Origin of the sequence: Sphingomonas cynarae (genome assembly GCF_039537815.1) — a bacterium.
Taxonomy (GTDB): Bacteria; Pseudomonadota; Alphaproteobacteria; order Sphingomonadales; family Sphingomonadaceae; genus Sphingomonas; species Sphingomonas cynarae.
The window spans coordinates 22,836-45,660 of record NZ_BAABBF010000007.1 but is presented as its reverse complement, the minus strand read 5'-3'; the positions used below and the strand labels follow the sequence as shown (position 1 = coordinate 45,660).

At 67.5% G+C, this 22,825-nt stretch carries 15 protein-coding genes and 1 pseudogene; 7 read left to right on the top strand and 9 right to left on the bottom strand.

Going from position 1 to position 22,825, the window contains the following annotated elements; genetic code table 11:
- Positions 1-10: 10 nt before the first annotated feature.
- On the top strand, positions 11-577 hold the full coding sequence (locus ABD719_RS14315; RefSeq protein WP_344694068.1) for a hypothetical protein: 567 nt from the start codon (positions 11-13) through the stop codon (positions 575-577).
- A 39-nt stretch (positions 578-616) separates the two neighbouring features.
- Here the strand turns inward: ABD719_RS14315 and ABD719_RS14310 are convergent, their stop codons facing one another.
- The 6 genes from ABD719_RS14310 to ABD719_RS14285 all read right to left on the bottom strand — a co-directional run bounded on the left by ABD719_RS14310 (position 617) and on the right by ABD719_RS14285 (position 4,426).
- Positions 617-1,006, bottom strand: coding sequence for a hypothetical protein (locus ABD719_RS14310; RefSeq protein WP_344694195.1), 390 nt, complete (start codon positions 1,004-1,006; stop codon positions 617-619).
- 99 nt (positions 1,007-1,105) lie between these two features.
- Positions 1,106-1,960 (bottom strand): MBL fold metallo-hydrolase, encoded by an 855-nt coding sequence (locus ABD719_RS14305; RefSeq protein ID WP_344694067.1) that lies wholly within the window; start codon positions 1,958-1,960, stop codon positions 1,106-1,108.
- Between the two features lie 10 nt (positions 1,961-1,970).
- Positions 1,971-2,468 carry a DUF2243 domain-containing protein gene (locus ABD719_RS14300; protein WP_344694066.1) on the bottom strand — a complete coding sequence of 166 codons (498 nt, stop codon included), beginning with the start codon at positions 2,466-2,468 and terminating at the stop codon, positions 1,971-1,973.
- Complete coding sequence (locus ABD719_RS14295) at positions 2,465-2,683, bottom strand: hypothetical protein (RefSeq protein WP_344694065.1); 219 nt, start codon at positions 2,681-2,683, stop codon at positions 2,465-2,467. Before ABD719_RS14295 ends, ABD719_RS14300 begins: the two co-directional genes overlap by 4 nt.
- A complete protein-coding gene (locus tag ABD719_RS14290) occupies positions 2,683-3,264 on the bottom strand; it encodes a hypothetical protein (RefSeq protein WP_344694064.1) in 582 nt (193 codons plus the stop codon). Before ABD719_RS14290 ends, ABD719_RS14295 begins: the two co-directional genes overlap by 1 nt.
- A 13-nt stretch (positions 3,265-3,277) precedes the next feature.
- Positions 3,278-4,426, bottom strand: coding sequence for a zinc-dependent alcohol dehydrogenase (locus tag ABD719_RS14285; protein WP_344694063.1), 1,149 nt, complete (start codon positions 4,424-4,426; stop codon positions 3,278-3,280).
- A 647-nt stretch (positions 4,427-5,073) separates the two neighbouring features.
- On the opposite strand from ABD719_RS14285, the gene ABD719_RS14280 reads away from it, so the two are divergent.
- Genes ABD719_RS14280 through ABD719_RS14270 form a run of 3 tightly spaced genes read left to right on the top strand, consistent with a single transcriptional unit; the run spans position 5,074 to position 10,480 of the window.
- Positions 5,074-8,169 carry a TonB-dependent receptor gene (locus ABD719_RS14280; protein ID WP_344694062.1) on the top strand — a complete coding sequence of 1,032 codons (3,096 nt, stop codon included), beginning with the start codon at positions 5,074-5,076 and terminating at the stop codon, positions 8,167-8,169.
- A complete protein-coding gene (locus ABD719_RS14275; protein ID WP_344694061.1) occupies positions 8,169-9,200 on the top strand; it encodes a phytase in 1,032 nt (343 codons plus the stop codon). Before ABD719_RS14280 ends, ABD719_RS14275 begins: the two co-directional genes overlap by 1 nt.
- Before the next feature lie 56 nt (positions 9,201-9,256).
- On the top strand, positions 9,257-10,480 hold the full coding sequence (locus ABD719_RS14270; RefSeq protein ID WP_344694060.1) for an alkaline phosphatase: 1,224 nt from the start codon (positions 9,257-9,259) through the stop codon (positions 10,478-10,480).
- 31 nt (positions 10,481-10,511) lie between these two features.
- Here ABD719_RS14270 and ABD719_RS14265 read toward each other — a convergent pair whose 3' ends face one another.
- Positions 10,512-10,775, bottom strand: coding sequence for a hypothetical protein (locus ABD719_RS14265; protein ID WP_344694059.1), 264 nt, complete (start codon positions 10,773-10,775; stop codon positions 10,512-10,514).
- 159 nt (positions 10,776-10,934) lie between these two features.
- On the opposite strand from ABD719_RS14265, the gene ABD719_RS14260 reads away from it, so the two are divergent.
- From ABD719_RS14260 to ABD719_RS14250, 3 genes and pseudogenes are all read left to right on the top strand, one after another.
- A complete protein-coding gene (locus ABD719_RS14260; RefSeq protein ID WP_344694194.1) occupies positions 10,935-12,551 on the top strand; it encodes an FAD-dependent oxidoreductase in 1,617 nt (538 codons plus the stop codon).
- Between the two features lie 169 nt (positions 12,552-12,720).
- Complete coding sequence (locus tag ABD719_RS14255) at positions 12,721-14,679, top strand: S9 family peptidase (RefSeq protein ID WP_344694058.1); 1,959 nt, start codon at positions 12,721-12,723, stop codon at positions 14,677-14,679.
- Positions 14,680-14,943: 264 nt separating this feature from the next.
- Positions 14,944-15,699, top strand: a pseudogene (locus tag ABD719_RS14250) (pepsin/retropepsin-like aspartic protease family protein); the annotation flags it as partial.
- 56 nt (positions 15,700-15,755) lie between these two features.
- Here the strand turns inward: ABD719_RS14250 and ABD719_RS14245 are convergent.
- Entirely contained in the window at positions 15,756-17,237 is a 1,482-nt protein-coding gene (locus tag ABD719_RS14245) for a sensor histidine kinase (protein WP_344694057.1), read from the bottom strand.
- 6 nt (positions 17,238-17,243) lie between these two features.
- Entirely contained in the window at positions 17,244-22,823 is a 5,580-nt protein-coding gene (locus tag ABD719_RS14240) for a tetratricopeptide repeat protein (protein ID WP_344694056.1), read from the bottom strand.
- Between the last annotated feature and the right edge of the window lie 2 nt (positions 22,824-22,825).

Sequence of the window (22,825 nt, the reverse complement as noted above, 5' to 3'; positions counted from 1 at the left end):
ACATTCGGCCATGAAATGGCTCGCAAACACGACTCTGGCGATCACCCTCCTGCTATTGGGGGTGCTGGGCATGAGATTAACGCACATGCCTCCTCCATATTTCGAAGACGACGGCATCCGGATCGTCGCCGGCATCGACCGGTCGATGGCGAATCCGCCGATGCCGTCAACGGGGGTCGCCATGCCGGTGACCGCCGGCCTGCGGTCTGTCGCTTACCCCGGCGAGATCACCGCAGCGGCACCCGTTACGGATGCAGAAGCGATCACCGCGCTGTTCCAGGGGCAGACCCGCGATCCAACATGGGCACCCGGCGCCGAGGCGGACATACGATCGCGTATGCCGACGGGGGCCGACGTCCATTGTGCCGAATTCATGTGCCGCATCGTCGCCCCGATGCCTGCTGATCCGGCGACCATCTCCCCCGATCAGCAGGCCGATGCCGTCACCCGCGACTGGCCCACCCGGCTGTCCTACAATCGCCTGACCGCAACGGTCGTCGATGACCGGGGGAAGCCAGCACTGGTCTTCTATGCGACCAAGTCGATTGAGTTCACCCGGACCGTGGAAGAGAGCTGAGGGTTTTTTGGTCTGTCATCCAGGCCGATCGAGCTGTGATCAGCCGGCCTTCACCTTGTTGTAGGGGACGAACTGACCAAGCGATACGAAGCCGCGCGGAAAACGGGAACCCCGGTCGACCAGCCGCACCATATCGATGCTGCACAATCGCGAACCGAACGTGCGGGTGACCAGAATGTCGTCGTCGCGAAGGGATGCGGCGCCGGATCGCGGCTCGTTGACATAGAGCCTGCCGCCCACCCGGTAGATGATCGCCTTGCCATCGATGATCCGGGACGAGTTCGTGCTCGACAGGCTGATGCAATTGACGGGCTTGCCGGCGACCCGCCCTTCGAGCGCCTTTTGCAGCTGTACGTCGGGGGTGTCGCGATGAGCCGCCACGGCAGGTGTCGCGAGAACCACAGCCGCCAGGAACATTGTCTTGAGCATGGCCTGTTCTACGTGCCGACCACTGAACGGCAGCTGACCCGGAACATGGTGATCGCGACTTCTCCTGCCGGTCGATACGACGCCTGCCACCCCCATCACCTATAGCGGCATTCCCGCCCGGCACCGCTCGAACTCGACGGGATCGTGCGTGCAGGTGACGGTGACATCCTGCCGGCGTTCGATCGACAGGGTACGCAGCCGCTCCTGATTGGTCAGACGGCTGGTCGCATCGACCTCCATCAGGCGCTGATAAGCACGCAGGCCGGGGGTGCAGTGCCGCCGGGCGCGCCGCATCTCGCCGCGATAGAAATAGGCGTCGCCGGCATGGAGCAGCCAGCGACCGTCGTCCCGGCGGATCGCGACGCCGGCATGACCCCAGGTATGACCCGGCAACGGCACCATCAGGATGTCGGGCGGCAGACCGTCGAGATCGCGTACCGCGTCGAATCCGAACCACGGCTCACCACGGGCGCCATAGGTCCGCCAGCCGGCGATGTCGTCCAGTTGACGCGGCCGCCAGCGGTTTCGCGCGACGATGCCGGTGCGGGGCCCCGTCGCGTCGTCATATTCGCGCTGCATGACGTGGACGACGGCGTTGGGGAAATCCTCCAGCCCGCCGGCATGATCGAAATCGAGATGCGTCGCGACGATGTGCCGGACGTCACCGGCGCGATAGCCGAGCGCTTCGATCTGGCGGATCGCGGTGTCGCGTTCGTGCAGGCGGATATTGAGCATCAGCCGCCACGGCCATGTGATCCGCGGTTCGGGATGGCGATGCGGGTGCGCGACGTCGCGCAGGCCATAGCCCGTATCGACCAGTACCAGCCCATGCGCATCGGTTTCGATCAGCAGGCAATGGCAGACGATCTGCCCCAGCGGTCCCTTGCTGCGCCCGTCGAACAACGCACCGCCCAGTGGACAGTCGGTACCGCAATTCAGATGATGGATATGCATGGCCGCTACCTCAGTTTGACCGGCTGGCGCGGATCATCAGCCAGCCGGTGGCGATCAGCGCGAGGCCGGAGGCCAGGAACACATAATCCCAGGCGGAGACGCCCAGCCGTTCGTAGACGTGATGCAGGTGGAGAAGGTGATGGTCGATCGTGCCCTCGATCAGGTTGAACAGGCCGAAGCCGATCAGGATCGATCCCGCCAGCGTCCGGCCCGACCGCACCGCATCGGGGCGCGCGGTCGCCCGCCACAACAGCGCGATCCCCGCCGCCGTGACGAACCAGACGATGGCATGGAACAGCCCGTCCCACACCATGTTCACCTTGGCGCCGAGCAGCGTATCCGTGGGGATGCGCGCCGACATCATGCTGTGCACCTGCAGGATCTGATGGAACAGGATGCCATCGAAAAAGCCGCCCATGCCGATCCCGATCGTCATGCCGGCGGTGGCGATCGGCCGGATGCTCCGCGCCGGGGCATGGCCGGCATCGCCGACGATCGCCCCGGTCATGGCAGGTATCGGCGCATGACGATCACCATGGCCGCCAGCAGCGGCACCGGCGAGATCAGGGCGACGGCGTCGCTCCAGAACCCCGGTCCGAACACGGCGGCGCGCACGTCGTCGGCGATCCGGCTGTGGCAGAGCGTGCAGGCATGAGCGGGTCCCGCCGCCAGCGACCCGCCGAACGTCAGCATCGCCGCGGTCAGGGAAGCCCGACCGCGCATCAGGAAGGCCGCATCGCCGGATGGATATCCGCGCCGATCGCGGCCGAACCCGGCCGATCGTGGCCAGCGTGACCGGCCGCATCCGCCGACCGGTCGCCATCGCGGCTGCCTCGTACCAGCAGATACCCGGCCAGCGCGCCGGCCGCGGCGATGCCCAGCTTGGTCGCCAGCCCTTTCCGGTTATGCCGCCATTCCGCGCGGATGCCCATTTCGGCCGGAATGTTGGGAACCCGGCCGCGTCCCAGATCCTCGACCACGCCCTCGACGACGTTGATCCGGTCCGCCCCCATCAGCAACAGCCAATGCCACCAGTCGGATTCGCTCCGCCGGAAGGCGAGACGGCGAAGGACGCCGCTGATCCCGCTGGGCGGCGTGGCGGTACCGGTCACCGCCGGGAGACGCCGGTGCTCGATCGAGCGCAGGACCTCGACCGTGGGGGTCTGCGGGGCCGGTCGATCCCAGTCCATGCCGCGCGATGGCTGATCCTCGATATGGCGCATCGGATAGGTCGGATCGTTGCCCGGATCGGCATCGCTGCCCCACCCCGGAATCGATGCGGTATCGACCAGTGACCTGCTCATGCCCGTTCCTCCTTCATGCGCCATGGGGCAGCAGCACGGGCTTGATGCAGCCATCGAGCTTCGCCGAAAACAGATGATAGGCGTCCGCGATATCCGCCAGCGGCACGCGGTGGGTGATCATCGCCTTGGGATCGATATGCCCCGCCCGGATATGCTCGATCAGCCGCGGCAGCAGCCGGCGGACCGATGCCTGGTTGGCGCGGATCGTGATCCCCTTGTTCACGACATTGCCCATCGGCACCATGTTGCCGGTCGGCCCATAGACGCCGACGATCGAGACGACCCCGCCCTTCTTCACCGAATTGATCGCCCAGTGGAGGGCGATGGCGCTGCCCGCCTCCAGCTTCAGCTTGGCACCGAACAGCGTGTGCAAAGCGCTGCCTGCCGCATCGCCACCGACCGCATCGATGCACACATCCGCACCGAGGCCGTCGGTCTGCTTCTTGAGGAACACCGCCATGTCGTCGATCGCGCTGAAGTTGTAGACCTCGGCAGGGCCGAACGTGCGGGCGAATTCCAGGCGATAGTCGAGATGGTCGATCACGATCACTCGCCCCGCCCCGAACAGCCAGGCCGAGCGGGCCGCCATCAGCCCGACCGGGCCGGCGCCGAACACCACCACCGTATCACCGCGCTGGATGCCGCCCATTTCGGCCGCCTGATAACCGGTGGGAACGACATCGGTCAGCAACACCGCATCGTCCGGGTCCATCCAGTCGGGGATCACCATCGGCCCCACATCGGCATAAGGCACGCGGACATATTGCGCCTGCCCGCCGTCATAGCCGCCGGCGGTATGCGAGTATCCGAAGATGCCGCCGACCGCCGTCGCCTGGGCATTGGATTCGTGACAGTTGCCGAACAGGCCCTGCTGGCAGAAATGGCATTTCCCGCAGGCGATGTTGAACGGCACCAGCACATGATCGCCCGGCTTCAGGTCGCGCACCGCCGGTCCGACCTGTTCGACGATCCCGCAGAATTCGTGACCGAAGGTACTGCCGATCCGGGTGTCGGGCACCATGCCGTGGTAGAGGTGCAGGTCGGACCCGCAGATGCAGGACCGCGTCACCCGGACGATCGCGTCTTGCGGATGCAGGATCACCGGCATCGGGTTTTCGTCGACACGTACGCGATATGGCCCGCGATAATTCATTGCCAGCATGGCAGTAGGCTCCCTGATCCGGCGCGCGGCGGCAGCCCGGGAGAGGGCCAGCCGGCGAGCCATTGCATGCCATTACCAAGTGCCCAATCGGGTCAGGGTTCCTGCCATTATCCTAGGTTAGCGCGAATCTGATCCGCGTCGCTGCGTCCGGATAGCCGGACCCCGCGTTCAACAGGCGAGGAGACGACCAATGATCGACGATCCGAAGACCGATGGCGCGACCCAGACCGATGAAGCCGAGGAGATGGAGAAGGTGCAGGAGGACGCAGCCGAAGAGCGCGAAGAGAATGGCGGATATCAATAACGCTCCGGGCGCCGATGCCCCGTGATCGGGCAGGCGCCAGGTCGACACGGCGAGACGATCGCCGATCGCGCTGATCGTCACCGATGCCGTGGGCCATGGATCACATGGTTGCACGGCACGAGGTGGTGTCACGCAGCCGTATGAGACGTGCGCTACAGTGCGGGGCCGACCCCGTCCGTTCGCCGATTCCGGCCGCAGCCCGGCTGTAAGGCGATGAACGACGGCAGCGCCAACTGTAAGCATATCGTCATCGATCCGTCATCCCGCCGACACGACCTCCCCCTACCCGCCCCCTCAGCGGACAAAGCCGAAACAGGCTGCCGCTCCCAAGGGGGACCTCATCATGTTCAAGATTTATCCACGCCGCATCGGCGGCCGTTCGTTCGTGCAGGCGTTGCTCGCCAGCGGGGGTTATGCCGCGATGATGACCGGTTCGGTCGCCGCGGAAACCCCGGTCGCCGTCAATCGGGCGCCGATCACCGCGCCGGGCAGCGTCACAGGCACCGTGACGCAGGCCAATGGGGAATATCTGGACGGCGCATCCGTCGCGATCCCCACCCTCGATCGTGCGACGGTGGCGGACCGTTCCGGCCGGTTCACGATCACCGACGTGCCCGCCGGTACGCACGAGGTGGTGATCCGGTATATCGGCTTCCCCGACCAGCGCCGTACCGTGACGATCGCCGACCGCCCGGTGACGCTGGATGTACGGATCGATGCGGCAACCGCCGGCGCCGGCGCTGCGGATAGCGACGACATCATCGTCAGCGGCAGCCGCCCGATCGCGGAATCGGAGGCCGCCGCGCTGCAGATCCAGCGGACCAGCCCGTCGCTGGTGTCCGTCGTCGCGTCCGACGCGGTCGGCCGCCTGCCCGACCAGAACATCGCGCAGGCGGTCAGCCGCCTGCCGGGCGTCGCGGTACAGCGCGATCAGGGGCAGGCCCGCTACATCAACCTGCGCGGCGCACCGATCAACTGGACCACGCTGTCGATCGACGGGATCAACGTCGTCAGCCCCGAAGGGCGCGACGCCCGGTTCGATTCGATCCCGTCCGCGATCGCGTCGCAGATCATCGTCCGCAAGGCGGTGACCCCGGACATGACCGGCGAGACGATCGCGGGCAATGTCGACATCATCACCCGCTCCGCCTTCGATTACCCCGGATTCAAGGTGCAGGCGAAGGCCGGCGCGGGCCATGTCGAACTGGGGGGAAAGACCGAATATGAAGGATCGCTGGTCGTGTCCGACCGGATCGACACCGGCATCGGCGAATTCGGCATCGTCTCGTCGGGCAGCCTGTATCGCCGCGCCATGGTCACCGACAATTTCGAAACCGATTTCGAAGCGGTGGGCGAAGATCGTCGCCCCGGCTTCCTCGACCGCATCTGGGGACGCGAGACCGAGAACAAGCTGTATCGCCTGACCCGCAAGAACTATTCGCTATCGACCCGGCTCGACTGGCGGCCGAACGACGGCAATTCGAAGCTGTTCTTCGAGACGATCTATTCCGCGTTTCAGGATGACGAGCAGCGCAGCAACTACATCTTCGATCTCGACGACCAGCAGTCCCGCCTGGCCAGCGGCAACACGGCGGCCGCGATCGCGGCGGACAGCGCAGCCTGCGGCGCCAACCCGGTGCCACGCGCGACCACCACGGGCTATGCCGATGTCTGCACGGGCAACACCCCGCTGGCGGGCACGGTGTACGGGGTCGACCTGAATTCCAACTTCCTCGTCCGTGCCTACAAGCAGTCGGTGTTCACCAACACGATCGGCGGCGATCACGCGTTCGGCGGCTGGAAGGTCGCCTGGCGAGGCAATTACACCCGATCGATCGACGATCGCGGCGCGCCGGCCCAGCTGAATTATGACAGCCCGTCCTTCGGCACCAACGGGGCGAACGCCGCCAATCGCCTGACCGTGGGCTATGATTTCACTGACCCGCAGCTGGCCAAGGTCCAGCTGTACCGCACGATCCGCAACGCCGACGGGACACTGGCCCGCGGCGCACGGGTCACCGCGATCGAGGATTTCCCGCGCACGCTGGCCAGGCTGCGCGTGCTGGACGCCAAGGACGTGACCAAGGCCTATACCGCCAAACTCGACGTTTCGCGCGAGACCGTTCTGGGTACGCTGCCGGTCACCTTCGCAGCGGGCCTGCGCTATGACGACCGCACCAAGACGTCGAACGAATATCTGCTCGATCTCAATAACGCGGCCCTGTTCGCCGCCGCCGGCATCCCCACCGGATTCGCAGAAATCGCGATCCCCGGGGGCTTTCAGGGAGAAATCCCGCTCGGCTATACCTTCCAGTATTTCGGGCGTGACAAAATCCTGGCGCTCGCAGACCGGGCGAAGACGGTGGCGCAGCCGTCGCTGGTGCAGGCCAATGCCTATGACGTGACGGAGCGGGTCTATTCCGGCTATGCCATGGCAACCGCGACAATGGACTGGGGCAGCATCGTCGGTGGCGCCCGCGTCGAGCATATCCGCAACGATAGCGGTGCGTTCGCGATCAATGCCGCGACCGGCGTCGCCACGCCGGTGCGGGTGAAGAACGACCAGACGCTGGTCTATCCCAGCCTCCACCTCAACTGGGACGTCAACGATCGGATGAAGGCGCGGCTGTCGTTCAACACCGGGGCAGCCCGGCCCGATTACGATCAGCTTCGCCCCAACCTGTCCTATAACGACGCCAACCAGACGATCAGCGGCGGCAATCCCGATGCGAAGCCGGAAAAGGCGCGTGGCGTTGATCTGTACGTCGAATATTACACCATGCCGCGTGGCTTCATCTCGGTGGGTGCCTTCTACAAGGACGTGAAGGACGTGCTGTTCGACACGGCGGGCACCTTCGGCAGCAACACCGCCAATTTCGGTGGCGTCGATCGATCGCAATATATCTATTCGACGATCGCCAATGGCGGCGACGGATATCTGCTGGGTCTGGAAGCCGCGATCCAGCAGCAGCTGGAGCCGTTCGTGGGCGATCTGGGGCTGCCCGACTGGATGGGCGGGTTTGGCGTGCAGTTGAACGCGACGCTGAACAAGAGCCGTTCGGAAACGCCGGACGGGCGCAAGATCCGTCTGCCCGGCACGTCGAACGCGGTGTACAATTTGATCGGTTATTACGAGAAATACGGCTTCTCGGCCCGTGTCTCCTATCAGAACCGGTCGCCATGGATCGACTCGATCGGGGCGTTCGGGACGGTCAACGGCGTGAACCGCGGCATCGACGGCGGTGACGCCTATTGGGCACGGGATGATGAACTCGACGCCAGCATCCGCTTCGCGATCACGCCGGCGATCGAAGTCTATGGGGATTTCGCCAACCTGCTGAACGGCCCGGGCCGCCGCTATGTCGGCAGCAGCCGGTACACGATCGAGCATGAGACGTTCGGCCGCCGTTATACCGCCGGTGTGCGGGTCAGCTTCTGATGCGGACGCTCGCTGCCATCGCGCTGCTGCTGCCCGGCTGTACGCCAGCGCTGGTGGGGACACCGCCTGCCCTCACCCCTGTGCCGACCGTGGCCGCGACGGCGGAGACCGCGCCGGTCGCCAGCGCTGACGACGCCGCCGACGACCCCGCGATCTGGCGCAACCGGCGCGCGCCCGCCAAAAGTCTGGTCGTCGCCACCGACAAGCAGGCGGGGGTCCATGTCTATGATCTGGCGGGCAAGCGCCTGAGCTATACGCCCGCGCCGCGGCTGAACAATGTCGACCTGCGCGACAGCGGTGGTCGCATCACCGTGGTCGCCAGTGATCGCGCCGATATCGATCGGGCACATGTCTCGCTGTTCGATCTCGACCCCGTCACGGCCAGGCTGCGGCCGCTGGGCCGGTTCCCGGTCGGCGCGGGCGAGGCCTATGGCCTGTGCCTGTGGACGCGCGCGCGCGATGGCGCGCTATTCGGGTTCGTGGTGATGAAGGACGGGCGGATCGATCAGATCGCGATCGACCGGACGGGGACGACACCGCAGGTACGCACGGTCCGGTCGATGAAGCTCGGCACCCAGTCCGAAGGCTGCGTCGCCGACGACCGCACCGGGCAACTCTATGTGGCGGAGGAGGATGTCGGCTTGTGGCGCTTCGCCGCGGACCCCGCCGCCGCCACGACCGCCACGGCGATCGCGCGCGTCGATGGCGCTACGCTGGTCGCGGATGCGGAGGGTCTTGCGCTCGCTCCTTCGGGGCGGACGGGCGGCTATCTGGTCGTGTCCAGCCAGGGGGACAACGCCTATACGCTCTATCGCCTGCCGGCCGTCAGCTATGCCGGGCGCTTTCGCATCGGCGGCGGCGCGATCGATACGACCAGCGATACCGACGGAATCGACCTCGTGCTCGGCGATTTCGGGCCCGCCTATCCAGGCGGGCTGTTCGTCGCGCAGGACGGCGACAACGCCCCCGCCACGCAGAATTTCAAATATGTCGGTTGGGCGGCCATCAGACGCGCGCTACGACTGCGATGACGGCGACCGGCGGCGTTCATGGCCGCCGGGATCGTCGAACGATGGGGGTATGATCGATGACGACAATGCGGACCCGCCGGCCCGGTCGACGCGGCTCGCCGGGATGGGCGACCTGCCTGGTCGCGGCAACCGTGCTGGCTGGCGGCAGCGGCGTTGCGACGGCACGCGACACGCCGCGACATGCCGGGCCGACGGCTTCGGTTGCAGTTCCCATGGCGGCCCCCGTGACGGCCAATGCCGGACCGCGTCCGCGCAACGTCATCATCTTCCTGGGTGATGCCGGCGGCCTGCCGACACTGGGGGCGGCGGCCATCCTGGCGCATGATCGACCGCAATCGCTGTTCATCCAGTCGATGCCGCATGTCGGTCTGTCGGACACGTCGTCGCGCAACCGCTGGGTCACCGATTCCGCGGCGGGGATGACGGCGATCATCACCGGGCACAAGACCGACAATGGTGTCGTATCGATGATCCCCGGCACCGCGGGCGGCGCACCCGTCCCCGTCAAGAGCTTCATCGAATATGCCGGGCAGCACGGGCTTTCGACCGGCGTCGTCACCAACATGCCGATCTGGGATGCGACGCCCGCCGCGTGCTTCGCCCATGTCCCCTCCCGCAAGGACAAGGATGCGATCTTCTCACAGATGCTCGCCCCCCGCTTCGGCAAGGGCGTCGACATCCTGATCGGCAAGGGTCGCAAGGATGCCGACGCCTCGTTCGCCAAAGGCGGGACGACGCCGGAACGGGCGTTCGCCGCCGCCGGCTACCGCTATGGCGACGACCCCGCCCTCGTTCGTCAGGCCGCGCGGGCCGCCGTGCTGCGCGACACCGATTTCGCGCCGCTTCCCGCGGTCGAGGCGACGATCGGCCAGCTGGCGCGCAACCCCAGGGGCTATGTGCTGATGGTCGAATGGGACATGCATACCGACGATCCGCAAGCCGGGCTGCGTCATGTCGTCGAGATGGACGACATGATCCGGCGCATCGCCGCGGTGGCGGGCAAGGACACGCTGATCCTGTTCACCGCCGACCACAGTTTCGGGCTGCGGATGGGCGGTGGCAGCCGGGGTACGCCACTGGCCGCGCAGTTCGCCGCCGCTGCGGCCACGCCGGGCACCACGATCGCGAACAACCCGGTCATCGGCGTCGAGGACGGCCATACCGGTGACGATGTGATCACCGCCGCCGCCGGCCCCGGCGCAGCGCAGGTGCATGGCTTCTTTCCCAACACCCATATCTTCGACATGCTGATGACGGCGACCGGATGGCCACGCGATTGACCGGGTTGCGGATGATCGGTGCCATGCCCGATCATCCGTCATGGCTTTCGACAAGCTCGACGATCTCGAATTCATAGCTGGTCCAGCCGCGTTGCCGGGCGGCCTCGGCCGCCGCGGTCCGTTTGCCGGCGGCGTCCCTGAGCGAGGGGGCATGACCCCAGAAAACCTCCGTCTTCCCGTTTGCGGTGATCGCGACGATCCGCCAGAAATGCGTGAACGGCGCGGTGGTAGGACCGATCGTCTTCACATAGCCGTCGGGCATGGTCGCGGTCAGGTAGCGCTTCTTCTTCGCCATCGCGCATCGATAGCGTCACCGACCCGTTCGACAACATGGTTTCCCCGAAACCGGTCGCCGTGCCGCTGCCATCGCCTTCGGACGGATATTACGGATGGTGCGGGCCGGTTGCCCGCGATGGATCGGCACGGTAGCCAGATCCCCGAACGGGAGATGACGATGGAGACGATCGGGCGCGACCTGCGCGAAATGCAGCGTATCCCCCTGGCACCCGAGCATATCGCCGCGATCCGCGCTGCCGGAACGCGGACACACCATGCAAAAGGCGCGATGCTGGCCGAGATCGGTACGCCGGCGGATCGTTTCGTCTATGTGGAGCAAGGCGAGATCGAGGTCGTCAACCCGTTCACGGGACAGCGGATGGTGCCGTCGATGCTGGGACCCGGCCAGTATATGGCCGAGATCGCCTTGCTGTCCGGCGGCAGCTGGTCGATGCCGATGCGGGCCGCCGAGGACACCGTCGTGACCGAGGTTCCCCGGCACGAGATGCTGCGGCTGATGGCCGCGATACCCGAAATGTCGGACATCATCATCACCGTCCTTGCCGCGCGACGGCGGCGGCAGCTGGATACCGGTGACGGCCTGCTGGTGCTGGTGGGTGAGGATATCGATCGCGCGATCAGGCGGGTGGCGGAATTCGCCGCCCGCAACCGGGTGCCTTACCGATCATATCCGGTCGGCAGCCCGGAAGCCGCCAGGGTCGCCACCAGCTGCGGCACGGGCGCCGAGGCGCCCATGGTGGTGTTCGGCCGCGATCTGGTCGTGACCGATCCCACGCCGGAAAAGGTCGCGCGCCTGCTCGGCCTCGACCAGAATCTGCCGGAGGAGGATGCGTTCGACGTACTGATCGTCGGCGCCGGCCCGGCGGGGGTCGCCGCCGGCGTCTATGCGGGCGCGGAGGGCCTGAAGGCGCTGGTGGTGGACGATATCGCCATCGGCGGACAGGCGGGCACGTCGAGCCGGATCGAGAACTACATGGGCTTCCCGACCGGCATCTCGGGGGCCGATCTGGTCTGGCGCGGCGAAATCCAGGCGATGAAGTTCGGGACGCGTTTCGTGATGCCCCGCCGCGTCGCCGCACTGGAGGAACTCGCCGAGGGAGGGTTCTGCGCGACGTTCGCCAACGGACAGCGCCTCCGCGCCGCCGCGGTAGTGGTCGCGACCGGCGTCCAGTACCGTCGCCTGCCCCTGGCGCGGCTCGCCGATCTGGAAGGCGCGGGCATCTATTACGCCGCGACGGAGAACGAGGCGCGCTTCTGCCGCGACGGCGAGGTCGTGGTGATCGGCGGGGGCAATTCGGCGGGTCAGGCCGCGATGTTCCTCAGCCGGGTGGCGCGCCACGTCAGGCTGCTCGTCCGCGGGGAGACGCTGGCGACATCGATGTCGCACTATCTGTCCAGCCGGCTGGAGGCCGATCCGGCGATCACGATCGAATATGGCACCCATGTCGCCGAACTGCACGGGGGCGACGCGCTGACCGGGGTAACGATCCGGAACGGGCACGGTGACCGGACGGTCGATACCTGCGCCATGTTCGTGATGGTCGGCGCCGCCCCGAACACCGCCTGGCTGGCCGATCTGGTCAAGCTTGACGACAAGGGCTTCGTGCTCACCGGCGAGGCGGCGGGCGCGGCCTCGCCCTACGCCACATCGCGCCCCGGCATCTATGCGGTGGGCGACGTGCGGGCGGGATCGACCAAACGGGTGGCATCCTCGGTGGGCGAAGGCTCGGTGGTGATCTCCAAGGTATGGGAGCATGTCTACGGCGGGCGTTAACAACCAGGTAGGCCCCCGGCCATGCCGTGCAGCCGAACCGACCGTGGCAAGCTGTCAAAGGCAGCTTGCCGAGCTTTCGATTGTGTGCTGTTCTTCTAACACACTGTGTCGGGGGGAGACGAATATGCGCAGGATGATCTGGTTGATGGCCGCGGCGGGAGCAGCATTGATGACGACGAGTGTGAGCGCCCAGACGGTGATATCAAGTGTGCCGCTGATCGAGCGGGCGAAGCTGTTCGGCAATCCGACCCGCACCGGAGGCCAACTGTCACCCGATGGCAAATGGCTCGGCTTCATCGCGCCGCGCGACGGGGTGCTCAACGTCTGGGTCGCCCCGATCGATTATCCCGATCAGGCCCGCCCGCTGACCGCGGAGAAGACGCGCCCGATCCGTTCCTATTTCTGGTCGCCCGATTCGAAGCAGGTCCTGTTCGTCAACGACAAGGGCGGCGACGAGAATTTCCTGCTCTATGGCATCGATCTGATCGGCGGGGAGCAAAAGGCGCTGACCCCGTTCGAGAAGACCCGCGTCCAGATCCTCGGCACATCCGAGACGATCAGGGACCGCATCCTCGTGGGCGTCAACAACCGCGATCCGCGCTGGCATGACGTACAGGAACTGAACCTCTCCACCGGCACGCTGTCGCCGGTGTTCCAGAACGACGGCTATGCCGGCTTCGTCACCGACGATCAGCTAAAGCTGCGCATCGCCGTGAAGTCGCGGCCCGACAGCGGCGTCGATTATTATCGCGTCGTCGACAACAAGGTGGAGGCCAAGCCCTTCACCTCCGTCGATTACGAGGACGCCTCCACCACGTCGCCGCTGGGCTTCACCACCGACGGCAAGACGCTTTACTGGGGCGATGCCCGTGGCCGCGATACGCGTGCGCTGCTCGCGCAGGACATGGCGACGGGCAAGTTCACCACGATCGGGGCCGACGACCGCGCCGATGTCGGCGGGGGCCTGATCAATCCCAGAACCGGCAAGGTGGAAGCCTATGCGGTCAATTTCCACCGTAACGAATATGTGCCTGTCGACGACGCGGTGAAGGCCGACCTCTCCTTCCTGAAAAGCCGGAACAAGGGCGAATTTTTCATCGGCAGCCGGACGACTGCCGACGACAAGTGGCTGGTGACGTTCGATCCGGTCACCGCTCCCTCCTCCACCTGGCTCTATGACCGCCGCGCGAAGAAACTGACCGAGCTATACACGGCCCGGCCGGAACTGGTCGGCGCGCCGCTGGTGGCGATGGAATCGATCGACATCCCGACCCGCGACGGTCTGTCGATGGTCAGCTACCTGACCCGGCCCAAGGGTACGACCGGCCCCGTGCCGATGGTGCTGCTGGTCCATGGCGGCCCGTGGGCGCGGGACGGTTATGGCTTCAACGGCTATCACCAGTGGCTCGCCAACCGCGGCTATGCCGTGCTGTCGGTCAATTATCGCAGCTCGACCGGCTTCGGGAAGAAGTTCGTGCAGGCCGGCGACCGGCAATGGGGCCGCAAGATGCACGACGATCTGCTCGATGCGGTGGACTGGGCCGTGAAGCGCGGCGTGACGGCCAAGGACAAGGTGGCGATCATGGGCGGCAGCTATGGCGGCTATGCGACGCTTGCCGGGCTGACCATGACGCCGGATGCCTTCGCCTGCGGCGTCGATATCGTCGGCCCGTCGAACCTGTTCACCCTGCTGAAGACGATCCCCCCTTATTGGGAGGCGGGCAAGCAGCAGATGTATCGCCGCATGGGCGATCCGGGCACACCGGAGGGCCAGGCGCTGCTGAAGGAACGCAGCCCGCTTACCTATGCGGACGCCATCACGAAGCCGTTGCTGATCGGCCAGGGTGCCAACGACCCGCGCGTGAACATCGCCGAAAGCGACCAGATCGTCGCGGCGATGAAGGCCAAGAACATTCCGGTGACCTATGTCGTCTTCCCCGACGAAGGCCACGGCTTCGCCCGGCCCGCCAACAACATCGCGTTCAACGCGGTGACCGAGAACTTTCTGGCCCGATGCCTGGGTGGCCGGGCAGAGCCGGTCGGCGCTGCGCTGACCGCCTCGACCGCGCAGATCAAGGCAGGTGGCGTCGAGGATGCCGCCGCCACGACGTCCGGGGCCGGTAGCTGAGATGCTTCCGCTTGCCGTCGTGCGTGATCGCATGACGGCAAGCCACATCCGGTAAGATCGGGGTAGGAACCGCTTCCGACCCCCCGGCCGCCCCTGCCTCCGTTGCGAGGCTGTCGTCCGGATGCCGGCGGGAAGCTTGTGGTTGCTGGTCGGGATTGTGGCCCGAGGCGGCAGGTCTCGCCGGCTCCGCTGCGCAGGCGCAGGTTCGGGTCAGGGTGGAAGTTCAGAAAGAGCTGTGCAACCACAAGCGATCGGGCTGGATTCATGTTTTCGATAGTCATCGCCGCTGCCGTCATGGTCGCAGGACAGCCGGCCGACACCATCAGGCTCGACCAAAAGGGGCGGCCGATGATTGCGATGCAGATCGATGATCGCGGGCCGTTCGACATGCTGGTAGACACCGCGGCGCAGACCAGCGTGTTCACCACGGCGCTGGTCGAGATGCTCGGCCTGACCCCGCTCGACAAGCGCATGACGGTGAACGGCGTATCGGGACGGATGGACGCTGCCTATTATCCAATCGACCGGATGCAGACCGCCTCCCTCGACCTCCACGACGTTGCGATCCTCGCGCTGCCGCAGATCGGCGTCACGCAGGCGCGCGGGATCATCGGCATCGACCTGTTCGCCGATCGCAAGCTGGTGTTCGACCTGGCGAACCGGCAGATGCGGACCATCGCGTCCGGCCCGGCGGAACTAGGAACGATCGCGGTCAAGGGCAGGATCAACGAAAAGGGCCTGCTGATCGTCCCGATCATGGTCGACGGGGTCGTCATCGACGCGCTGGTCGATACCGGAGCCGAAGGCAGCGTCGCCAACGCGGCGGCCATGGCCCTGCTGGGATGGCGCGACGACGATCCCCGGCTGCGCACCTATGGCACGATCACCGGTGCGACGCAGGGCGGCAGCGGCGTCCGCAGCGGCATCGTGGGCAAGGTAGCGCTGGGACCCGTCACTTTCGGCAACGTGCCGCTGCTGTTCACCGGACAGGCCGACCAGCCGCCACGGATCATCCTGGGTATGGATATGCTGGGCCTGCTCCGCCAGTTCGCGTTGGATCTGCCGCGCGGCGAGCTTCAGATTCTGGTGCCGTCGCCTCCGGTGCCGCCCTCCCGCACCCAGCTTCCTAAGGGGCGACGGACAGGTGACTGGCGGCTGCCGGCGCCTTGCGCGCTGGCGAAGCGGATCGTGAAGGTCGTCCCCCGCCCTTCCTCGCTCGCTACCTCGATGGTGGCATGATGCGCATCGACGACCGCACGGACGATGGCCAGTCCCAGCCCATGCCCGGAAGGCCGGTCCGAAAAGCGCACGAACGGCTCGAATATCTCCGGCAACCGATCCGCCGCGATGCCGGTGCCGTTGTCGCGTACGCTCAGCCACCCAGACCGCGCGACGGTGATCCATACCGATCCGCCCGGCGGCGTCGCAGCGATCGCATTGTCGACCAGGTTGGTGACAGCGATTCCGATCAGCCGTTCGTCGCCCAGCACTACTGCGTCGCGCGGCCCCTCCACGCGCAAGGTGACACCCTGCCGCATCGCGACCGGATCGAGCCCCTCCACCGCCTGCCGGCCGACCGCGGACAGATTGGTATCGACGAACTCGACCGGCCGTTCGCGGATGCGGGTAAGCGTGAGCAGATCGTTCACGACCCGCGACAGCCGCCGCACATCGGCGATCAGCTTCGTGCGATCCTCGCTGTCGTCCAGTAGTTCGAGGCGGGTGCGCAGCACCGCCAGCGGTGTCCGCATCTCGTGCGCCGCCGCGGACAGGAAGAAGCGGCGGCGGCGTTCACCCGCCGCGCCCGCCGCAATCATGCGATTGACGGCACGGATCAGCGGCAGGATCTCGCTGGGTAGACCGCTTTCGTCCAGTTGCCGTGCCTCGCCTTCCTCCACCGGCTGGACCAGGCGCGCGATCCGTCTGATCCGGACGATATGGATCACCATGATCGCCGTACAAATCGTAAGAACGCCAAGCGCCGGTAGCAGGAAGCCTTGGGCGAGGGACCATGCACGGACAGCCAGCGCCTGTGCCGGGCGCGCGACTGGCACGTCGATCGGCGCCGCGATGCCTCTTAATTCGACGTATCGCGGCGTCCCGCAATCATGGAAACCAAAATGGTCCAGCCCGCGTGGCCCGTTGACCGTCTCCTCCGCCCACACGCACAGATGGCCGGCCCTCGCCAGCCGCCGCGTCGCGATTATGCGCGCGATCCCGCTTTTCTCTAGATAACGCGGCGCGGCGGTGCCGACCCGCACGTCGCCGTTCATCGCGAAATAGCGGAAGCTGGGATTGCGTCCGTGCAGTTGCTGGATCGACGGGTCCGCCTCGATCCGCGCCGACAGCGCCGCCGCGTCGCCGCCCTGCCGAAGCGCAGCCTGCATGACCGCATCGGCGTGCAACACCGCCCGCGCCAGCGGGTCCAGCGACCGGATCGAAGGCGCGTCGAGCAGCGGCCGGACCACCCGCAGATAAATGCCGACGCCGACGAACACCGCACACAGCAGGATCATCTGACCCAGTATCGACCGGATCGGACGATGAAACAGGGTCATGCCGGATTATGCCGCCGGAACCAGCGGCGGCAGCGCGGCCGGCACGTCGTCCGCCGGCATGATCGCACGCTCCCGCTCGATCCGCACGGCAAGCGCGGCATGTGCCGCCGCCGCCGCCGTCTTGTCGGCCCAGTCACGCAGCGCATCCACCACTGGATCGAACGTCGACAGCGGTGCGCCCGACCCCAGATCGGCCGCATCGACATATAGTATCTGCATCGCTGCGGCCTCCAGCCATTCCTGCGCCCCCGCATAGTCGCCGGCCGCCGCAAACAGCCGCGACCAGATGATCCGCCGCTGCGGTGTCATTGCCGGCAGGCGATCGACCACGATACGAATCTGCGCCAGTTGGACAGGAGCAAGGACGCGCCTGCGATCCACCGCCAGCGTCGCCAGCAGATGCAGGTCGTGGCCGTCGATGCTGCCATCGGCCAGCTTCGCCAGGAGGGCGTCGATCCGCTGGTCGGCCAGCCCCTGACGGACCAGACCGGCGGCGACCAGATCGTACAGCGACTGTTGCCGCTGACGGACGAACGGATCGAGCAGCCGGGCCTCGCGGTCCAGTTCGGCCGCGATGGCGGGGCTGCCGGTTAGTGCCGCGACGATCGCAGCGTCGCCCGTCGCGGGGGCGGCACCCGAAGCCGGTGCCGGCGCACCCGCAACTGCGATCAGGCGTTGCAGCAAGGTTTCGCGCTGCGCCGCCGCCGTATCGGCCGGCGCGTTCGGGTCGGCGGCGCTCCACCGCCACACGCCGCGCATCGCCATCGGCACCCTGGCCGGGTTCGCCGCCTCGCGCGCCATCGGCGCCAGCAGATCGGCATCGACGGGCTGGACCGTCGTGCGGTCCTGGTGACGGCGGGCGTCGAGGGCCGCGATGCCTTCCAGCGTCGGCTTTTCCTGCCGGGCGGCTTCGTACACCGCGCCGAAAAGCGACACGAACGTCAGGATGTTGCCGCTGTCCCGCCCGGCCTGCACCCGCGCCAGCAGATCGATCAGGTAATCGGGATCGTTGACGTCCACCCCCGACCGCTTCGCCACCGCGGTGGCCGCGTCTGTCTGCGCGGCGAGCAGCAACACCAATTGGAGCACGCTGGCTGCGTCCCGTTCCTCGGGATGGGCCGCGACGAAACCGCCAAGCCGTGCTGCGACGCCCGCGCGGTTGCCACCGTTCCACAACAGCCGGATCAGGCCCGCAAGATAGGTCGCGTTGTCGGGATCGAGCGTGACCAGCCGTTCCAGATAGCGTCGCTGATCCGCGTCGGTGCCGCCGAACACCGAGGCGCCGGTCTGGACGTAACGGCGATAGAAGAGCGCACGCTGCTCCGGTGTGGGGTCTGGATCGGCGAGGAACGCCTCGGCCTGCCGGCGGCGTTCCTGTAACAGGAAGCCCGTCACCGCAGATGACACGTAGAAATCGCTCCGCTCCTCCGGCGGGGCGGCATCGTAGCGGCGGAGCAATGCTTCCAGTGCGGCGGCGTGATCGCCCCGATACTCCGCCTCGATCGCATCGGGCACCGCCTGTTCGGATGGATAGCGTTCGGCAAAGGCGCGTGCGGCGGCGATCACCACCGGACGGTTCGCGGCGGGCACGTCGATCAGCGAGAAAAGCTGCCGCGCCAGCGTCAACATCAGCACATCCGCCCCCATCGCCTTGCGGATGGCGACCGTCATGCGCGCCTGCATGTCGGCGGACAAGGGCTGGCGCAGCAGCCGCTGTTCCAGCATCGGCGACAATACCGAGGCGCGGCCCGTGCGCTGCTGATCCTCCACCAGCCCGGTGTATAACGTCACCTGTTCGTCCGGGGAGAAGCGTGACACGATGCCGTCCATCGCGTTCGCCAGCTTGCCGCCCTGTCGGCGCAACGTCGCCCGCCGCGGCGCGGGGTCGGACAATCGCGTCCGGATCAGCACCATCGCCCGTTCGTTCGACAGCAACGGCCCGCCGGCCTTGCGTTCCAGCGTCGCCAGCCGGTCGGGCGCGGTGCGCAGCAGGTCGAACAGGGCATCCTCACGGATTCCGGCCGCGTCGAGCGGGGCCAGCACCGCACCCCGTAGCTGCGCTGCCGACAGGCCGTTCGCCGCCATCATCAGCATGGCGTTGAGCGGCGACTCGTAGACATAATCCGTCGGCGTCAGGGCGCGGCGGATCGCGATCTCCTGCTGCGCCGCATCGGCGAACAGGCGCGCCAGTCCGGCATCGTCGCCCCGTTCCATGGCCAGCGCCAATCGCAGTTCCGCATTCTCGCCGTCGCGCGCCTGCACGTTCAGCGCCCCGGCGATCCAGTCGGGATCGCCGGCGGGGGTGGCAGCGGTGGACTGAGAGCGCGGTTCGCCGGTCAGATTCCGGAACGCGGCGCGATCACGCAGATACGCGGCATCGCCGGCAAAACGCGCGTCGAGCAGCGGTCCGATCGCCGCCAGCACCGACAGGTCGCGGCCGCTGGCCGCCAGTCGCCGGGCCACGTCCAGCAACCGCCGCAGCCGGGTGGCATCGCGCCACGACGCCGTTTGGGTCATCGCCTCCCGCGTCATCCGTTCGATCGTCTCGCCGATCTCGCGTCGCGCCGTGGTTTCGGTCGGCCAGACGAACAGCAATCCCTCCAGCACGCTGTCGTCGAACGGCGACACGACCGCTGCCTGCCCCGCGGCGTCGGCCGGGCGACCCGGCGGCAGCCGCATCAGCGCGTCACGCAGCGATGTCCAGTATAACGATCCCGCCAGCGCCGGGTCGCCGGCCTGTTCCTGCAGGATCGCGGTCTTCAGGATCAGCCCCTTGTCGCCACGGTCGCGCAGCAGGCCGCGGCTATACCCGGCCAACGCCTGCGGCAGATATCCCGCCGCGCGGTACGCATCCCCCTTCAGCGCGTCGACATTGACCAGCCCGGGTATCTCCTCGATCAACCCGAACGCGCGCGCCGCGCCGGCCAGATCGTGCTGCACCAGCATCGCGGCGGCCAGTTCGGTATAGACGTCGGCGGGATAGGGCTGACGCAACGCGGTCAGGCGGCGGCCATAAAGGGCCTTGGCATCGTTGTCGCCGACGACGGCGCCCCCACCCTCGCCAGCCCCGGAGGCAAGCGCAATCAACTGGCGCAGGGAAGCGGCGCGCTGCGTTCCCTCGACCGCCAGTGCGGCCTCACGCGCGCGGCGCTGCGATCGGGTATCGCCGATCTGCTCGGACACATCGGCGAGTTGGTCGTACAGACCGCCGTCCCCGTCGCTGCGCGCCAGCCGCCAGTACAGCAGCCGCCGCGCCCAGGACAGGCGGGTCTGGGCATATTGCGGCGACTGTTCCGGTTCCGCCCCGCCTGACGTAGCGGCGAGTATCCCGGCCAGCGCCTCCAGTGCCTGCGCCTGATCCTGGGGCGTGGTCGCGAACTCGGCGCGATATTGCAGCATCGCGATCGCCTGCGCGCGGCGGCCATTGGCGTTGAGCAGATTGACGAGACCCAGCGTCGCGTCCTGATCGGCCGGGGCCGCCGCCACCGCCTCGCGATACAGCGCGATCGCGCGATCCGTCTGCCCCGCAATCGCATAGACGCCAGCCGAGAAACGCCGCGCCTCCGCCTGCCCCCCGCCCGACCGACCCGCGCGCACCGCGTTCAGCCGTGCGAGCAGCGTGTCCAGTTCCGCCGTCGACACCGTCGGCCGGGTTCCGCGCGCGGGACGCCCCGCCACGTCGCGGACCAGTTGTTGCAGATAGGTTTCGGCATGGGCCGGATCGACCGCGACCAGCCGGGTGAGGGTGGCGCGATAACGGTCGCTGTCGCCCAGCCGCTGGTTCAGCGCCGCGAGCCGCTTCAGCGCGTCGGGCCGTGCTGAACCGGGAGCCGCCGCGAACGCATCGACCGCGCGACGCGCGCCGGCCCTGTCGTTGCGCGCCAGACGCAATGCCACCAGCAGTTCGACCCCACGATCGTCGCCCGCCGCCACCGCGGCCTGCACCTCCTGCGCGAGACCATCCAGGCGTTCCAGCTTGCGCGCATCGGCCAGTATCTGCATTTCCAGAAAACTGCGCTGCGCCGGCAGGCTGGTCTTCAGCCACAAGCCGCGCAGCCGGGCAAGCGCGGCCTCGCCCTTGCCCTGCCCCCGTTCCAGCCGGGCGACATGCACCTGCTCGTCGAAATCGAGCGGAAATCCCGCCGCCTCCAGCGCCGCCAGCACGCGCAATGCGTCAGCCTCCCGCCCCAGCCGCTCATAGCCGTCCGCCACCGCGATGCGTTGCGGGTCGCTCCGGGGGAGGCCACGGTCCAGATCGGCGAGGACGGCGATGGCGGCGTCGGTGCGGCCCTGCGTCATCTCGCTCTCAAACTGGAAGAAGCGGATCGCATTCGCACGCGCCGGGTCGCCGCCGGCACGCCCGGCCTCGCTCCGCCCGATCATCTCCAACGCGGGGGCGGTCAGGCCCATCGCGATCATCCGTCGCGCCGCATCGGTCAGCAGGCCCGGATCGCGCGGGTTGGTCGCGAACAGGCGGCGGAACACGGCCAGCGCCTGTTCGCGCTCACCGACGCTCAGGTGCAGGACCGCCAGCGCATCATACCAGCGCAGTACCGCCGGTTCGCGGGCCATCAGCCGGTCATATTCGGCGATCAGCGCGTCACGCCGGCCGGCAAGGTCCAGCAATCCGGGCAATTGCGCGCGTAGCGCAGGGTCGCCGCCACCGCGCACCAACGTCAGGGCATCGTCGAACCGGCCCAGTTCGACCAGCGTGTCCAGCCGCAACTGCACCACATCGGGACCGGACCGGGTGCCGAGGAAGGTCAACAGGCCCGGCAGGTCGCCCGCGTTGCGATATGCCTCCGCCAGCAGCGCGAGCGCATAGCGGCGGTCCGCTGACGTCGTCGCCGCGCCATAGGCCGCCCATGCGGCGGTCGTGGCGGCACCGCGATCGCCCGCCGCAATCGCCCATTGCGCCATCCGCAATTGCGCCGGGAACGTCGTATCCCCCCCGGCGGCGCGGCTATAGATCGCCAGCGCATCCGCCGGCTTGCCCAGTAGGTTCAACAGTTCGGCGATTCCCCGGCGCGCGCGGGGCGTCGCCTCCGCCACCAGCGCGGCGATCGCGGCGGTGTCGCGGTCGTCAGCGGCGATGGCAGCGCGCAGCCGCAACGCAGTGCGCTCCTCCGGATCGCGGGTCGCCGCTGCCACCTGTGCGAACAGCAATGCGGCACGCGCCGGCCGGCCCATCGCGTCGAGCAGCCGGGCATGAGTGAGCCATGTTTCGGGGCCGGGCGCCAGCGTGACCGCGGCCTGTGCCGCGACGTCGGCATCGGCGATACGGCCGTCCTGCCATGCCAGCAGCGACCGGACGATACAGGCCCGGGCGCGCCGGGCCGGCGGTGCATCGGTCCGCCCGGCCGCCGCCAATAGCTGCGCATCCACCGCCGCCGCCGTTCCCTGTACCGTCGCCCGGCGATACAGGGAACGCACCATCGCTTCGTCGACATGGGGCGTGGCAAGCAACGAGGCGATCGACGGAACCACGACACGTTCCACCGCCGCCTGCGCGCGGGCACCATCCAGCCCGCCGACGCCGGCCGCCAGAACGAACGCCATCGCCGTCAGCGCGGTACCGCTTCGCATCG

Bases quoted from the DNA above. Each gene is read 5' to 3' on its own strand.
- ABD719_RS14310 (WP_344694195.1), bottom strand. From the start codon at position 1,006: ATGCTCAAGACAATGTTCCTGGCGGCTGTGGTTCTCGCGACACCTGCC.
- ABD719_RS14285 (WP_344694063.1), bottom strand. From the start codon at position 4,426: ATGCTGGCAATGAATTATCGCGGGCCATATCGCGTACGTGTCGACGAA.
- ABD719_RS14290 (WP_344694064.1), bottom strand. From the start codon at position 3,264: ATGAGCAGGTCACTGGTCGATACCGCATCGATTCCGGGGTGGGGCAGC.
- ABD719_RS14255 (WP_344694058.1), top strand. From the start codon at position 12,721: ATGACGACGAGTGTGAGCGCCCAGACGGTGATATCAAGTGTGCCGCTG.
- ABD719_RS14245 (WP_344694057.1), bottom strand. From the start codon at position 17,237: ATGACCCTGTTTCATCGTCCGATCCGGTCGATACTGGGTCAGATGATC.
- ABD719_RS14300 (WP_344694066.1), bottom strand. From the start codon at position 2,468: ATGACCGGGGCGATCGTCGGCGATGCCGGCCATGCCCCGGCGCGGAGC.
- ABD719_RS14305 (WP_344694067.1), bottom strand. From the start codon at position 1,960: ATGCATATCCATCATCTGAATTGCGGTACCGACTGTCCACTGGGCGGT.
- ABD719_RS14315 (WP_344694068.1), top strand. From the start codon at position 11: ATGAAATGGCTCGCAAACACGACTCTGGCGATCACCCTCCTGCTATTG.
- ABD719_RS14280 (WP_344694062.1), top strand. From the start codon at position 5,074: ATGTTCAAGATTTATCCACGCCGCATCGGCGGCCGTTCGTTCGTGCAG.
- ABD719_RS14240 (WP_344694056.1), bottom strand. From the start codon at position 22,823: ATGCGAAGCGGTACCGCGCTGACGGCGATGGCGTTCGTTCTGGCGGCC.
- ABD719_RS14260 (WP_344694194.1), top strand. From the start codon at position 10,935: ATGGAGACGATCGGGCGCGACCTGCGCGAAATGCAGCGTATCCCCCTG.
- ABD719_RS14265 (WP_344694059.1), bottom strand. From the start codon at position 10,775: ATGGCGAAGAAGAAGCGCTACCTGACCGCGACCATGCCCGACGGCTAT.
- ABD719_RS14275 (WP_344694061.1), top strand. From the start codon at position 8,169: ATGCGGACGCTCGCTGCCATCGCGCTGCTGCTGCCCGGCTGTACGCCA.
- ABD719_RS14295 (WP_344694065.1), bottom strand. From the start codon at position 2,683: ATGCGCGGTCGGGCTTCCCTGACCGCGGCGATGCTGACGTTCGGCGGG.
- ABD719_RS14270 (WP_344694060.1), top strand. From the start codon at position 9,257: ATGACGACAATGCGGACCCGCCGGCCCGGTCGACGCGGCTCGCCGGGA.